Here is a 14,994-nt window from a genome sequence, read left to right on the forward strand (position 1 = left end):
TTTAAGATTCTATTCATATAAAACTTTCGGAAAATTCCAAAAGTTTTGAGGTGAGAAAATGCTCAAAAGATTAGCGAGAATCATAGTAGAATACAAAAGTGCTTTCTCCCTTATAGCAATATTTCTTCTCATAGTCTCATTTTATGGGATACAACAACTAAGGTTTGAAAGCGATATAACAAAACAACTCCCAGAAGACTTACCTGCAGTAAAGGACTATTTAACACTTCAAAATGAGTTCCAAAGTGGGGATTCTGCTATCATAATTGTTAGAGTAAACTCTATTCAAGAGGGAGGGGTTTATGATATTAGAGATCCAGAAGTGATTAAAGCCATTTACAACCTAGAAGAGCGGTTAAGACAACATGAATATGTAACGAGTACAATGAGTATTGCCGACATATGTATTCAAGTCTTAGGTAGACTACCCGAAAATGAAGAAGAGGTTAAATTCGTTTTGAGTATGCTTTCAGAGGACATGAAACAGGGACTAATAAGTTCCGACTATAGAGCTACACTTGTTATGGCAACACTCACTGGTGTTTCTGGATCTACTGCAATAAAAAGAGTTCACACAGACATCCAAGTTGATATAGAAGAAGCCGGTTTTCCAAAAAATGTTGAAGCCATACAAACAGGTATTCTTGGGATAACATATCGTATTCTCGTGATGCTTCAGAGCGATTTAACTAGAACCATGGCAATTGCATTCCTATTTGTTGTGCTGCTTCTAATATACTTTTATCGCTCTCCAATAAAGGCTCTTATCCCGCTAATTCCATTAACTTTCGGAGTAACCATGACTCTTGGATTTATGGGATTACTAAATATCCCAATAGACATGGTTACCACAGTTATTGGAGCTATGATAATTGGAACGGGTATAGATTATGGAGTCCATGTGACAAATCGTTACTATGAGGAGAGAAAGAAGGGCCGTAGTATTGAGGAATCTGCAGAAGAAGCAATAGCTGAGACTGGGAAAGCTCTATTAGGGGCTGCACTGACAACTATGGCTGGGTTTGCTGCATTAAGCTTTTCAGTTCTTCCAAGTCTCCAGAGATTAAGTTTTGTTTTAATAATGGGGCTGAGTCTAGCAGCCATAAATGCTGTGGTGATAACTCCAGCAGTCATAATGGTTGAAGAAGAGCTTATGAAAAAGTTCAAAGGACATTATGAAACCCCTGAAATCAGGGCCCATTCTGGGTTTATTGCTAGGATATTTCATTGTATAGGTGGAAGAGTTAAAACGCACCCAAAGACCGTTCTTTGGGTTGTCTTTTTAATAACCATTGTATTCGGATATGGGCTAACTAAAGTCACCACAGAAGTAAGATTAGAAAAAATGATCCCGGAGGGGATACCAGAAATAGAGGTCATGAAAGATGTTCGTTATGAGTTTGGAGGCCAGGATGAAGTATACATGCTAATTAAAGCTGAGGATGTTAGAGATCCTACTATAGTTAGAGCAATGTATCGCTTTGAAAAGAGCATAATGGCAGACTCTCATTACAACAACGTCTTCGAAGCTAATAGTATTGCGGATCTAATTCTTCAGGAATACGGATACATACCTGAAGACAAAGAAAAAATAAAAAATGTCTTGGCAAATGCTCAGGGGCAAAATTTAGTGAATGATGACTATTCCCTAGCAATAATTCAATTTAGAGGCAATTTTGGAGGTGTTAGACCAGATGACTTTAGAGAAATAATGCGATATTTTGAGAACCAAGCAAAAAGTGCAGATTTTCCACCAACTGTTGAGATTCGGCCAGCTGGAGATAACTACCTAAACTATGTCCTTGATTCACTTACAAACCAAGAGCTAGGTAAAATATCCACATATGGAACATTTCTGGTCATTTTCATAGTAGTACTCCTGTTCAGAAACTTTAAAATCTCGTTAGCAATGATTTTGCCAATGTTTCTGGGAGCTTTATGGACAGTCGGATATATGGGTCTTGCTGGAATTCCATTTACCCAAACTCTTGCTGGAGTGATCTCTATGATAGTAGGCCTTGGAGTTGATTATGGAATGCACCTAACACATCGCTTTCTAGAAGAATTTAAGGAAAATAATCCTCATCCCATAATAACGGCCCTTGAGGGTGTAGGGCCAGGAATTCTAGTTGGAGCACTAACCACAGCTGGAGGATTTCTAGCACTTTTAGCGGGGGAACTCACTGCTATCCACGACTTTGGAAAAACTCTGGCAGTGGGAATATTTGCCTCAATGTTTGCTGCTTTTACTGTCACCCCTGCATTACTCCAGATATTCTATGGAAGAGAGATAGAGAGAGGTGATAATAAATGAATCGTAAGAGTATTGGGGTATTGATTGGTGTATTAGTACTTTTAAGTGGAATTAATGCTACCCTAGCCAAAGAAGAGCTTTTATTTGAGGGTTACCTCAATAAAGGAGACTCGATCTTAGTAGGACCACTTGTGATCATGCTTCAAGATGTACAAAAAGACTATTCAGACAACCAGTATAAGGCAATGATTCTAATATTAAAAGATGGAAAGGTTCTCAACATGGAATATGCCTCAATTAAAGTCCCCAATGGAGAAAAAATCCAAGAGCTTCTAACAAATACCACATTTTTGGCAGCCATGGCAGAAACCTTAGGGTATGATCCCCTAAACCCAATAGAATTTGCACAGTTTTTGGTATGGCTTGAGAACGCAAGTGAAGAAGAAATAATTGATGCTGTCTTTAAGACAATTGAGGAACATCCAGAACTTGGAATTAGCAAAGATGAGCTCTTAACGACTATAACCTATCCAAACATAGAACTAGTAGGAGAGAATGAAACTATTGAAGTAGAGGTGGATGGGGAGAAAGTTCTCGTTACGGCCCTTCAGGTTTACCCTAATGGAGCAAGAATAAGCATCAGCGGACCAGAAGAATGGAAGGCCTCAATGATATCGGCATATCTCACAAGCTGGGTTGAGACACCACAAAGGATTAGACCTGGAGATGAGATAACAATAAGAGTGCATCTCAAAAATGAAGGAGCTTTAAAGGCCAAGTACATTACGGTCGTTCTCTCACCAACACCCGTATCTCTAACTCCCTCTCCTAGTGGGAGTACTGACGTACTGGTTCAAGTAGCATCCCAAAGTGGGGTACTCCAAAGCGCCCTTCTCCCTGCAGACACTGCTGTAAAGTATGTGGAGTACTTAGATGGGAAAGAGGAGAGAGTTTTAGAGTTCAAGGTTAAAGTAAATGAAAATATTGATCCTGGAATCTATCCCCTCTATATATCAATGGCATACTACATCCAAAGTGAAGGTACCATGCAGATGGTTCAGGGATTTAACTACTTTTCTATAACTGTAATTCGAGAAGGTGATGCAAGTTTTGAACTAGAATACGTAAAAAAGCCTGAGATTGTTCACCCTGGAGAAGATTTTGAGATCACAGTTAGACTTAGAAATATGGGATTCGAATCTGCGAAAAGTGTTCTCGTTGAGATGAATTCTCCAATTGAACTTACTAAGGAAGCAATATTAATAGATAACGCTACAAATCAGCACTTTACATATGTGATAAATAGTGATAAAACCGTAGAGTACAAATTCCGACTCCATGCAAGCGAAGATGCTAATACGGGGAGTTATCCACTTAGTCTGGAAGTCTCCTATTTCAGTGGAGATTCAAAAGAACAAAAAGAACAAACCTTTGAGTTTTCAATTCAGATAATAAAAAGAAATCAGGCTTTTATTGAGATTGAAAACATAGACCTTGAGCCAAGCACCATAGAACCAGGAGATGAATTTATATTAAAGGTAAAGATAAAAAACGTCGGAGATGAAGCGGCAAAAGCGTTTTCTCTTAAAATTGAACCAAATAAAGTCACTATACCCGGAGAAGTTACAAAAATTGACTTATCATCTCTTCAAAACCTCCCCATACAAGGAAGCCAAGCTATAAGTGAAAATCTCCAAACTGCTTTAAACCAGATCATGGAACAACTGGCAAAGGAGAATATAAATCCCTTCCTTCCCGTCGGAGAGGACAATACCAAATACGTAAATGAAATAAAACCAAATGAAGAAAAAGTTCTAGAATTCCGACTGAAATCCGATGAAAGACTCGAAAATGGAGTATACCCTCTTAAGATTTCAATAGAGTACTTAAGTACGCCAAATGATGAAAAATTAAGTGACGAAAGAATTATTGGAGTTAATATCCTCGGAAAAGAGCACATAATTGTATCTAAAATATCAACATCTCCAACTAGGGTTTTGCCTGGAACTAATAATGTAGAAGTTACCTTTGAAGTAGAGAATATTGGAAGTGGAAGTGCACGATATGTTATTTTAAAACCAATGCCAAATGATCCCTTTGAACTTAGTGAAACGAGTGAACAAATAATAAACTTGGGAACTCTAAGACAAGGCGACTCTGCAAAAACCAGTTTTAAAATAAATGTAAAAGAAAACACAAAAGGTGGGACTTATGAAATTCCTGTAAAAATAGAATACAAAGACGCTTCTGGGGAGAGCAAAGAAGAATTAATAAAAATCCCAGTAATAGTGAAAGAAAAGCCAAAAATCGAAATAGAGGGTGTAAGATTTGATAAGTCCCCAATACAAGGTGAAGACATCAGAGTTTACATAAGACTCAAAAATACTGGAGGAGAACAAGCGGAAAATGTAGTAATAGAAGGAGTTGTAAAAGCCGATCAGCCATTCACATTGCCAAAAAGATCGGATTATGTAGGCACATTAGATCCCGGGCAAGAAGGAGAAGGAGTTCTTGAGTTAGGCATAGACAGAAATGCAATCCCTAAAGAGTATACAATACAGATAAGAATTAGAGCTGTTGGAGATAAAGAAAGTGGAGATGATAATGTATATGTCTTTGAAAAATCGATCACAATTCCAGTAGAAGAGAATATTAAAGCTAGAAATACTCTAAGAATAGCAGGAGTAATAGTTGGAATTTTGACCGCAATAGTAATCCTATGGACATACCGGAGAAGAAAAAAGAGCTAACTTGAAAAACCTTTTAAGCTTTTATTTCTTTCTTTTTGATAGGTGGTAGAAGTGGGAATTCTTGGAAAAGTACTCGCAGTCATCAGTTTACTCATTGTTTTATGGGGTCTCTATTTAGGTTATGCCTTCCTCACCCTAACCCCCCAAATAAGCGGAGCATGGGGCTATGTAGACGAAAAAAGTATTGAACTAGATATAAGCGTTTACTTTGGAAAACCTTTACCAATATCTGGAGGAATAGAGGAAGCAGAGCTATATTGGGCAGGCATAAAAGTTGGGACATTGAAAGACCTAAAAATAGGGTTCTTTAAGGATAGCGCCAGAGGTGTGCTCATTCTCAACAGTAAAGAAATTGTTGAAGCCCTAAAGCAACACATTAAAAATGGGGAAAAAAGTGAAGTTGAGATAAGAGTACGTGGCTCAATATTTGGATTGCCATTCTTGAGAGGAAGCTTTTCCCAGCCTATAGAGACGGACCTACTCTCATACATTAGCAATATAAGTATCGAAAGTAGCGGGGATCTGATAAAGACTCCTGCCGTGGAAGGCATGCCTTCTAAATGGGGAGAAATCAGTGGGAACACCATTGAAATTTTAAGTGATGTGAAACTCTATAATCCAAATCCATTCCCACTCCCCCTATTTGGAATCAAGTATACAATAGACGCCAATGATTATTCAGTGGCCCAAGGAGAACTTCTAGAGCATGTTACAATCCCAGCCAATGGTAGAGAAACTGCCAAGATAAGAACAGTGATCGACACAGATATCTTACCAAAAGTGATCGCAGAACATATAAAAAGAGGAGAAAGAAGCAAGTTAGCCCTAAAATTATCGTTAAATGTTAATGTATTTAGCAGAGAAATTACCCTTGATCTGCCAACAGTTGAAAAAACCGTTGAAACAAATATTGTAGAAGGGCTAAATTGGGCGCTTTCAGGATAAACATTTAAACTTTCCTCTATATTTCTTTCTGGAGGTGATAACTATGAATATGCTCGAAGTTCACAATCATCTAAATAAAATTTGGGGCGAGATTTTTAGATTGAATGAAGAACTCAGGGAGAAACTTCGTCCATTGGGATTCAAAGTAGAAAATGTTGAGGAAGTTTTCAATGCATACATTTATTTAGAGGGAGAATGGAGGGAGATGCTCTATCCCCACCCCGCATTTGAAATAAAGCCACAAGGAGAAGTGGGGGCAACTATTCAAAGTTTTTACTTTGTTTTTGGTATTCCGAGAGAAAAGGTGAGTAAAGAGTTTATCTTCAAGTTCCTGAAAAAATTCCCCCAAAGCTATATTTACGGGACCGAAAACTTTTTAGAGGACATATACAATCACAACAACCCAAAACCTCCAGATGATATTTATAAACACATTGTAAAGAGTGAAGAGAAGATACTCCAGTTTGAAATTGAGGGAAACGACGCGATAGAAATTGAGAAAAAACTTTTTGAATTTATAGAACTGGCAAAAGAGCACAAGGTTCTGGAAATCTAAGGTGATCTCATGTATAAAGAAGCATTCCCCGAAGAACTCCAAAGATATTACTATAAACTCTTTGGAAATGAAGCAGAGAGCCTCATGGAAAAATTAAGGGAGCCTGTGGAAAAGTATTACATAAGGACAAATACACTCAAGATCAGTAGAGACAAACTTATCCAAGAACTTCAAAAAGAGGGTCTTAAACCAAAACGAAGCCCATATCTAGAAGAAGGAATATATTTTGAGCGAAAAGGGCCTAATTTTCCAGATGATTATAACCCCAAGCTTCCCACTGTTGTTGCAAATAAATTTGCATCTGAAAGCGTTTATCAAGGAGCCCAGCTTTATGCCCCCGGAGTCCTAAAAGCAGATAAAAACATAAGAGAGGGAGATAAAGTCCAGATCAGAGACCCCAAAGGACTTTTAGTTGGGATAGGAGTTGCCAAAATGAATTCCAAGGAGATGATATTAGCAACTCGGGGAATTGCCGTTGAGGTCACTCTTCCAAAGTTCAAGCTCCCAAGCTTAAGTGAGTTAAAGTCCTATGAAAAGGGCTACTTCTATGCCCAAAGTTTGCCTTCAATGATAGTTCCCCATGTTTTGGAGCCTAAAGAAGAAGAGTTAATAATAGATATGGCTGCTGCTCCTGGAGGAAAAACTTCTCACATAGCACAACTACTAGAAAACAGAGGAGAAATCCTAGCTTTAGATAAGTCCAAAAACAGACTATCAAAGATGAAACTAGAACTAGAAAGGCTTGGAGTTAAGAATGTCAAATTAATACATATGGACTCAAGGAACTTGCCAGATCTCGGAATTCAGGCTGATAAGATCCTATTGGATGTCCCATGCACAGCCTTGGGAGTTAGACCAAAACTCTGGGAAACAAAAACACCAAAAGATATAGAGGCAACCGCTAGGTATCAGAGACACTTTATAAATGCAGCCATAAAAAGCCTTAGAAGAGGTGGAGTATTGATATACTCAACCTGCACTCTGAGTTATGAGGAGAATGAAGAAAACGTCAAATACATGCTGAAGAAAGGCCTAAAGCTAGAGGAGCAGAAAATCTTTATTGGATCTCCCGGTATTGGAATCAAAGAAGTTCAACGTTTCTACCCTCACAAACACAAAACTCAGGGATTCTTTATAGCAAGGCTGAGGAAGGTGAACTAATGAAGGGGAGGGATTTCATTTTAATTGGAATAGGAATTATCGTGATCTTGCTCCTAATTTGGTGGGCAGGGGTAGAAAAAACCCTAGCTCTTATAATGCAAGCTAATTTGAGATATTTTCTCTTAGCTGTACTTATGCAGGCTTTTGCAACTATTGCTTGGACTCTTAGATGGAGAATTTTCTTAAAACGTGCTGATGTTTCTGTAAGAATGAGGGACATCCTAATAGCAACTCTAATAGGTGTGTTTGCAAATAATCTAACTCCTGGAGCAAGAGCAGGTGGAGAACCAGCGAGAATGTATGTAATAACCAAAAGATCAAAAAGTGGCTATGGACAGGTTTTTGCCACAATAATGGCCGATAGAATATTAGATGTAATACCCGTATTGCTATTCACCCTAATTGCCTTTAAATACGCTCTTTCATTAAAGATTAAACTATTACTCTCCGTTCTCTCCATATCAACTGCAGTACTCCTTATGATAGTCCTTATAAGTCTTTTAATCTCCCTAAATGAGAAACTCGCCTTTAAAGTATTGGATAAAATAACAAACCTTATCCGACGTATTTTCCCCGAAAAGTTTGTAGGAATAGAAGAGACACTAGAAGAAAAAATTAAAAAGTCTGTCCTAGAATTTAGAGAAACATTTTTGGAGCTCTCTAAAGATCCAGTCGTAATGGGAAAAACACTCTTTTATTCCTTAGCCTTGTGGGGATTCATGCTCCTCCGAGCCTATTTCATTTTTGAGAGCATTGGGTATACCCTTGAGCTTCACAAAATTCTTATGGTTCAAATGGCAGGTATTGCACTGGGAATGATAAGTATCCTTCCAGGAGGGCTTGGAATAACTGAAGCTGTAAACTCTGCACTTTATTTAAGTTTAAGAATTGATAAGAGCCTCGCTGTTACTGCAACAGTCTTAGATAGATTTATATCCTTCTGGCTCCCAACAATTATTGGCGGTGGGCTAAGCATATACTTAGGAGTAAAATTCAGTAAAGAGAGCGTGAGAAAATGAAGTTTGGGATTGTGGCCCGAAGGGATCGTGAAGAAGCTCTAAAACTAGCATATAGAGTTTATGATTTTCTTAGGGTTAGTAATTATGGGGTTTATGTGGATAAAGATACTCACGAAAATTTCCCCCATTTCTCACCTAAGGATGTTCTACCCCTAGAAGAGATGGACGTTGACATGATCATTGTAATCGGGGGAGATGGAACGGTACTTAGAGTTGAACATAAAACCTCAAAAGATATCCCGATTCTAGCAGTAAACATGGGCACCTTGGGATTTCTGGCAGAGGTAGAACCGGCCGAGACATTTTTTGCAATTTCTAGAGTGCTCGAAGGAGATTACTTTATCGATGAAAGGATGAAAATAAGGGTTTTTGTAGAGGGAATCACAGTGCCTGATGCGCTCAATGATGTGGTAATACTTTCTGGAGTTCCAGGGAAAGTTACACAGTTAAAATACTATATAGACGGAGAACTTGCTGAAGAAATTCGGGCGGATGGATTGATAATTTCGACACCTACAGGTTCAACTGCTTATGCTCTCTCTGCCGGAGGCCCATTAGTAGATCCAAGGCTCCATGCTATATTACTAGTCCCCCTAGCGCCTGTTGCTTTAACTGCTAGACCCCTTGTAGTACCTGATTCCTCCTCAATAGATATAGAAGTGTCAACAGAAAGAGAAATTATTCTCACAGTGGATGGCCAATTCTACACTCAACTCCTACCCAATTTAACAATAAGGATAGAAAAATCCCCACGAAAAACGAAGTTCGTAAGGTTCTCAAAAAGAATCTATCCGAAATATACTCTAAAAATAAAGAAGAAATTCTAATAAAAACTTAATCCCAGGTTATTTCCACCTCATCTGTTCTAAATTTCTGCTTAACAATAGTCTCTTCAAGATTAAATCTTATTCCGCCCTTAAACATTCTCAAACCAGTATATGCTATCATCGCCCCATTATCCCGACATAAGTCATATGGAGGGACGAAAAATGTTATCCCTCTATCCTCAGTCATCATCTTGAGCATCTCTCTCAGGCGATTATTGGCTGCTACTCCCCCAACAAGAACCACTTCCTCTTTGCCAGTATGGGCTACCGCTCTTTCCGTAACTTCAACCAAAGCTGCAAACGCTGTTTCCTGGAAGGAATAAGCTAGATCTTCCACCCTATATTTGCCGCTCTTATATTTTCTAACAGCTTCAGTTAAGATCCCAGAAAAGCTCAAATCCATCCCTTTTACTGCGTAAGGGAGCTCTATATAGAATTCTCCCTTTTGAGCAAGTTTTTCGATTTTAGGACCACCTGGAAATCCAAGGCCAAGTTCTCGGGCAAATGTATCTATGGCATTCCCAATTCCTATATCAAGGGTTTCTCCAAAAACCCTGTATTTGCCTCCTTCTAGGGCCAAAACCTGTGTGTTTCCTCCACTAACATAAAGGCCAACTGGATCTTTTACACCGAACATTTTAGTAATTTCAACATGTGCAATACAGTGATTAACTCCCACAATAGGTTTGTTATACTTTATAGCCAAAGCCCTTGCAGCTGTGGCTACCACTCTCAAAGCTGGCCCCAATCCCGGGCCCTGAGAAAAAGCTATGACATCTACATCCTCTATAGAAACTCCCGCTTCTTTAAGAGTTTTCTTTAATAAGGGCCTTAAAAGCTTTGCATGATGTTCCGCAGCCTCCTTTGGGTGTATTCCTCCTTTCTCAGTCGTAAGAGTATCAAATACATTGGCTAAAACTTCTTTTTCTGTAACAACCCCTATGCCAAGAGTATGAGCTGTTCCTTCAATTCCTAAGGCGAGCATCAAAAGAGAATACAGAAAAGCATTTAAAAGCATTGTTCCTTTCGAATTTTCTACTTAACAGGTTAAAGTTTTCCCATCCAATTCAAGTGATATAGAAGGTGAACTGCCCTGCCCTTTCAGAAGGAGGCCTCCTATCCAATAAAGATAATAGAGTTTTTCTATTTCAATTCTATTATAGTCTTATTGGAACCGAGAGGAACTATAGTAGTTGATAGAGCTGGAATAGTCTTTCAATTCTATTATAGTCTTATTGGAATGACGAGAAGACAGCGAAAATGATTAGAAAGCGCTATACTTTCAATTCTATTATAGTCTTATTGGAACCCGCTGTCAATGCATAGATGACCATCTCATCAAAACCTTTCAATTCTATTATAGTCTTATTGGAACTGCAACTATTGAGAACCTTATAAATCCTGAAAATTCTTTCAATTCTATTATAGTCTTATTGGAACCAGTATGACATGAGAATTGAGCCCGAAATAAAGACTACTTTCAATTCTATTATAGTCTTATTGGAACAAGGTCATCATAGTCATCAAGAATTTTAATTAAGTCACTTTCAATTCTATTATAGTCTTATTGGAACCGTGCTTGAGGATTTCCACAAGCTTTTCGATGTCAAAACTTTCAATTCTATTATAGTCTTATTGGAACATAATTCCAGCCCCGTTTGATCTGTTTCCTACGGCCACTTTCAATTCTATTATAGTCTTATTGGAACTGTCAGCGGCAAGTGCTATGATGAGCTTGGCAGGGAACTTTCAATTCTATTATAGTCTTATTGGAACTCCCACCAGTAGCTGTTTCCATAGCATCTTCCGAGCTTTCAATTCTATTATAGTCTTATTGGAACCTCCAAAGATGATAAGGCCTTGTGGCACGAGGTTTGACTTTCAATTCTATTATAGTCTTATTGGAACGGATATATGAATCAGAGCTTATGAACGGCAGGACAACTTTCAATTCTATTATAGTCTTATTGGAACATAACAATAGAGAAATTATCCTTAAGCGTAACTGAGCTTTCAATTCTATTATAGTCTTATTGGAACTACTGCATATAGTTCGCTAACATATACAGCAGATTTCCTTTCAATTCTATTATAGTCTTATTGGAACTACTGCATATAGTTCGCTAACATATACAGCAGATTTCCTTTCAATTCTATTATAGTCTTATTGGAACTACTGCATATAGTTCGCTAACATATACAGCAGATTTCCTTTCAATTCTATTATAGTCTTATTGGAACATTAATGAATCCCTGTGTAAGCGTCAAGTAAGATGTCTTTCAATTCTATTATAGTCTTATTGGAACTCAAGATAGCCAGCCCGTCTGATGTCTTTGTATTCGTCTTTCAATTCTATTATAGTCTTATTGGAACAAAATGATTCCATGCGGTTCTTGCATTCCTATATCTCTTTCAATTCTATTATAGTCTTATTGGAACCTGAAAAGCAATTTTTCGTTGATTTTTTCTATCTCTCTTTCAATTCTATTATAGTCTTATTGGAACTAATCCTCAGCCTTTCAGCCCTTTTACTGTTTTACATCTTTCAATTCTATTATAGTCTTATTGGAACAGGGGCGAATTTTCCTCTAAATCCCCTACAAAACTATTAGAGAGTTTAAAATTTATAACCCTTTCTCCAAAGGACTAATAACAAAACCCTCAAAAAGCTTCAATTCGAGACTCTGAAAAACTCAAAAGTACTGTTAAAAACCTCAAGAACCTCAAAATTTCCAATGCACAAACCCATGCATAAGACTTCCAATGAGCAAACAAGAGAGTAAAGTAAAATTAAAGAACTCAAAAAGCCTTAAAAACAAAAAAGTCCAATTTCCACTAGGAGAAAGTATTAAAGAAGTCTCAAGAACCCTCCACTCAAAACTTCGAAAAAAATTCGTTACAAAAATCTAAAAACTTTGTAACAACTTAATCGATAATAACTTTTAGTTACTAAAAACTTCCAAATTACCCAGAATACCTCAAATCCAAAAACAAACACTCAAAAAAGAGAAAACCAAAAAATAAGGCTTTTAAAAGAGTAACGAAAATTATTCGGTACTATTCAGCCTTGTGAATCTTTTTCTCAAATGTAACAAAATCTGTCCACGCTGCATGGGCAAGAAAATTTGCTCTGGTTATGTCTGGCTTACCACGTGGAAAAACTTCCCTGTTATAAGTGTAACCTACAATTTCACCTACAAACCATGTGTGATCTCCATACTCTCTGGCATCAATCACTTTGCACTCTATGTTAGCTAAAGCTTCTTTTATGCTTGGTGTTCCTACTTTAGTTGAAGGAACTAAAGTTATATTCATCTCCCTAAGCTTAGAAGGACCACTCTTTGTTCCTGCAATCCACACATCCTCAAGCATCTCCAAACTTGGGACACTTATTACGAACTCCCTATATTTAGAGATCAAGCGATGAGTGTACCTCTTCGGAGAGATCGCAACCCCGATCAAAGTTGGCCTATGGGAAAGTACAGTTACCCAATCAGCTGCCATGACATTACTCTCTTCTCCTTGGCCCGAAACTATGAGGTACGTTCTCATTGGATATATTAAGTGATACACCACCACACCACCCCTTAAAATATGAGCCCCTATTCATTAAAATCCTTTCTAAGATTAAGCCAGTGGAGTGCCTTAGCAGCTCTCTCTGGAGTAGGAAAGTTCTTAATGCCACATTCCTCCAATACCTTTATTCCCTCCCTAACAAGCTCACCAGCCATAAAGTTCACTATAATCGGTTTGTTACATTTTGCATCAATTATGGCTTTTGCAATTTCTTCACTGGAGATGAATATTGGGGGAACGCAAATAACAAGCAATGCATCAACGTTTTCATCTTTGCAGACTACCTCTATTGTTCGTTTATATCTCTCATAATCTGCATCTGCTATTAGGTCAATCGGATTTTTAAGTGAGCATTGAGGAGGCAAGAACTCTCGAAGCTCATTTATTGTGTTATCAGTTAGTTTTGCAATTTTTAACCCTAATCTTTCAACTTTGTCTGTGGCTAGAACCCCTGGGCCTCCAGAATTCGTTATTATAGCTACTTTTTTCCCTCCTTTTTCATACATCTCAAACACTTTGGCAGCATCAAAAAGTTCTTCCATCTCTTCTACTTCTATTGCACCAAATTGCTGGAAGGCTGCCTTATAAATTTCATAACTTCCTGCAAGACTACCAGTGTGGCTTTGAGCCGCTTTACTTCCACTTTTGCTTTTTCCTGCTTTCAATATTATCACGGGCTTTTTGCTAGTTGCATACCTCAAGGCCTTGATGAATTTTTTACCATCTTTGACCCCTTCTATGTAGAGGGCAATAACCTTTGTGTTTTTATCATCTGCAAAGTACTCCAAGAAGTCGCTTTCGGTTAAGTCAGCAGCATTTCCATAAGAAACAAAGGCAGAAAACCCAATCCCCTCCTCATCACCCATTGCTAATGCAGCACCACCAAAGGCTCCACTCTGGGAGATTAAAGCCAGGCCCCCTTTTTTAACCCGAACTTCAAATGATCCAAAGAAATTAGCATGAACCCCAAAAATTCCAGCACAATTTGGCCCAATAATTTTTACTCCCTTTTTCCTAGCTTTTTCAACAAGTTCTTTTTCAAGAGCGAAATTACCAATCTCGCTAAAACCAGCACTAATTACTACTGCTCCTTTGATTTTATCACCGATTTCCTCAATTAGGGAAGGCACGAATCTCGCAGGAATCGCTATTATCGCAACATCAACATTTTTCTCCAACTTTTTGGCTACTTTAAAACTTATGCCTGCAACTTCTATCTCTCCTCCTTTTGGATTCACGGGTATTATTTGTCCTTCAAACCCTCCATCTACAATATTTTTTAAAATCTCATATGCGATCGCACCTTTTTTGAAAGACCCGAATACCGCCACTGATGTAGGGTAAAAAAAGAACCTCATACCTTCACCTCCAAAAAGTTTTCAAACAGTGATAAAAAAATTTATTGGTATAGAATGAATAAGCCGAGTGATACAAATGAAGAGATACAAAAAAGTTGTTGTGGGAGGAACGTTCGATAGGCTTCATTTAGGACACAAAGCTCTTCTTAGAAAAGCTTTTGAGGTAGGAAAATACGTTTATATTGGAGTAACTTCTGATGAAATGATAAAAACCAAGCCTTATGCTGAAAAGATACTCCCATATGAAGTTCGTTTAAGAGATCTCCTAAAGTTTTTTGAAGTGAACGAATATAAAGACTATCGGATAATAAAAATAAATACAGCCATAGGATTTACAGATAAAATAAGAGATTTAGAAGCTATAATCGTGAGTGAAGAAACATATAAAGGTGCACTACTTGTTAACAGGGCAAGAATGGAGAAAGGATTAAGGCCCCTTGAGATAGTCACCATAAAGCTAATTAAGAGTAAACTTGGGGGCAAAATAAGTTCCTCCCTAATAAGAGCTGGATTGATAGATCCTTTTGGTAATCCCAGGAGGCGATAA

Annotated in this window: 11 protein-coding genes and 1 CRISPR repeat array; of the genes, 8 read left to right on the top strand and 3 right to left on the bottom strand. The window is 37.9% G+C overall.

The window, feature by feature from the left end; genetic code table 11:
- Positions 1–58: 58 nt before the first annotated feature.
- From K1720_RS01975 to K1720_RS02005, 7 genes are read left to right on the top strand one after another with little or no spacing between them, the layout of a single operon-like run.
- Positions 59–2,314 (top strand): hydrophobe/amphiphile efflux-3 (HAE3) family transporter, encoded by a 2,256-nt coding sequence (locus K1720_RS01975; RefSeq protein ID WP_251949553.1) that lies wholly within the window; start codon positions 59–61, stop codon positions 2,312–2,314.
- A complete protein-coding gene (locus tag K1720_RS01980) occupies positions 2,311–5,004 on the top strand; it encodes a COG1361 S-layer family protein (protein WP_251949554.1) in 2,694 nt (897 codons plus the stop codon). The genes K1720_RS01975 and K1720_RS01980 overlap by 4 nt, the downstream gene beginning before the upstream one ends.
- Before the next feature lie 42 nt (positions 5,005–5,046).
- Positions 5,047–5,949: an LEA/WHy family protein gene (locus K1720_RS01985; protein WP_251949555.1), complete on the top strand. Its 903-nt coding sequence runs from the start codon at positions 5,047–5,049 to the stop codon at positions 5,947–5,949.
- 43 nt (positions 5,950–5,992) lie between these two features.
- Complete coding sequence (locus K1720_RS01990; RefSeq protein WP_251949556.1) at positions 5,993–6,505, top strand: DUF3201 domain-containing protein; 513 nt, start codon at positions 5,993–5,995, stop codon at positions 6,503–6,505.
- Positions 6,506–6,514: 9 nt separating this feature from the next.
- Positions 6,515–7,666: an RsmB/NOP family class I SAM-dependent RNA methyltransferase gene (locus K1720_RS01995; protein ID WP_251949557.1), complete on the top strand. Its 1,152-nt coding sequence runs from the start codon at positions 6,515–6,517 to the stop codon at positions 7,664–7,666.
- The gene (locus K1720_RS02000) at positions 7,666–8,685 is read left to right on the top strand and encodes a flippase-like domain-containing protein (RefSeq protein ID WP_251949558.1); all 1,020 of its coding nucleotides are present in this window, start codon (positions 7,666–7,668) and stop codon (positions 8,683–8,685) included. The genes K1720_RS01995 and K1720_RS02000 overlap by 1 nt, the downstream gene beginning before the upstream one ends.
- Positions 8,682–9,512: an NAD(+) kinase gene (locus K1720_RS02005; protein WP_251949559.1), complete on the top strand. Its 831-nt coding sequence runs from the start codon at positions 8,682–8,684 to the stop codon at positions 9,510–9,512. Before K1720_RS02000 ends, K1720_RS02005 begins: the two co-directional genes overlap by 4 nt.
- Before the next feature lie 7 nt (positions 9,513–9,519).
- On the opposite strand, the gene K1720_RS02010 is transcribed toward K1720_RS02005, so the two are convergent.
- From K1720_RS02010 to K1720_RS02020, 3 genes are all read right to left on the bottom strand, one after another.
- Entirely contained in the window at positions 9,520–10,497 is a 978-nt protein-coding gene (locus K1720_RS02010) for a bifunctional N(6)-L-threonylcarbamoyladenine synthase/serine/threonine protein kinase (RefSeq protein WP_251949560.1), read from the bottom strand.
- A 160-nt stretch (positions 10,498–10,657) separates the two neighbouring features.
- Positions 10,658–12,085: direct repeats of the CRISPR family, unit length 30 nt; unit sequence CTTTCAATTCTATTATAGTCTTATTGGAAC.
- Between the two features lie 485 nt (positions 12,086–12,570).
- Positions 12,571–13,065 (bottom strand): flavin reductase family protein, encoded by a 495-nt coding sequence (locus tag K1720_RS02015; RefSeq protein ID WP_423837324.1) that lies wholly within the window; start codon positions 13,063–13,065, stop codon positions 12,571–12,573.
- A gap of 50 nt (positions 13,066–13,115) precedes the next feature.
- On the bottom strand, positions 13,116–14,447 hold the full coding sequence (locus K1720_RS02020) for an acetate--CoA ligase family protein (protein WP_251949562.1): 1,332 nt from the start codon (positions 14,445–14,447) through the stop codon (positions 13,116–13,118).
- 76 nt (positions 14,448–14,523) lie between these two features.
- Between K1720_RS02020 and coaD the strand changes: the two genes are divergently transcribed.
- Entirely contained in the window at positions 14,524–14,994 is a 471-nt protein-coding gene (gene coaD / locus K1720_RS02025) for a phosphopantetheine adenylyltransferase (RefSeq protein ID WP_055281254.1), read from the top strand.

This window comes from Thermococcus argininiproducens, from assembly GCF_023746595.1.
GTDB classification, from domain to species: domain Archaea; phylum Methanobacteriota_B; class Thermococci; order Thermococcales; family Thermococcaceae; genus Thermococcus_A; species Thermococcus_A argininiproducens.

Bases quoted from the DNA above. Each gene is read 5' to 3' on its own strand.
- K1720_RS01975 (WP_251949553.1), top strand. From the start codon at position 59: ATGCTCAAAAGATTAGCGAGAATCATAGTAGAATACAAAAGTGCTTTC.
- K1720_RS02010 (WP_251949560.1), bottom strand. From the start codon at position 10,497: ATGCTCGCCTTAGGAATTGAAGGAACAGCTCATACTCTTGGCATAGGG.
- K1720_RS01980 (WP_251949554.1), top strand. From the start codon at position 2,311: ATGAATCGTAAGAGTATTGGGGTATTGATTGGTGTATTAGTACTTTTA.
- coaD (WP_055281254.1), top strand. From the start codon at position 14,524: ATGAAGAGATACAAAAAAGTTGTTGTGGGAGGAACGTTCGATAGGCTT.
- K1720_RS02000 (WP_251949558.1), top strand. From the start codon at position 7,666: ATGAAGGGGAGGGATTTCATTTTAATTGGAATAGGAATTATCGTGATC.
- K1720_RS02005 (WP_251949559.1), top strand. From the start codon at position 8,682: ATGAAGTTTGGGATTGTGGCCCGAAGGGATCGTGAAGAAGCTCTAAAA.
- K1720_RS01995 (WP_251949557.1), top strand. From the start codon at position 6,515: ATGTATAAAGAAGCATTCCCCGAAGAACTCCAAAGATATTACTATAAA.
- K1720_RS02015 (WP_423837324.1), bottom strand. From the start codon at position 13,065: ATGAGAACGTACCTCATAGTTTCGGGCCAAGGAGAAGAGAGTAATGTC.
- K1720_RS02020 (WP_251949562.1), bottom strand. From the start codon at position 14,447: ATGAGGTTCTTTTTTTACCCTACATCAGTGGCGGTATTCGGGTCTTTC.
- K1720_RS01990 (WP_251949556.1), top strand. From the start codon at position 5,993: ATGAATATGCTCGAAGTTCACAATCATCTAAATAAAATTTGGGGCGAG.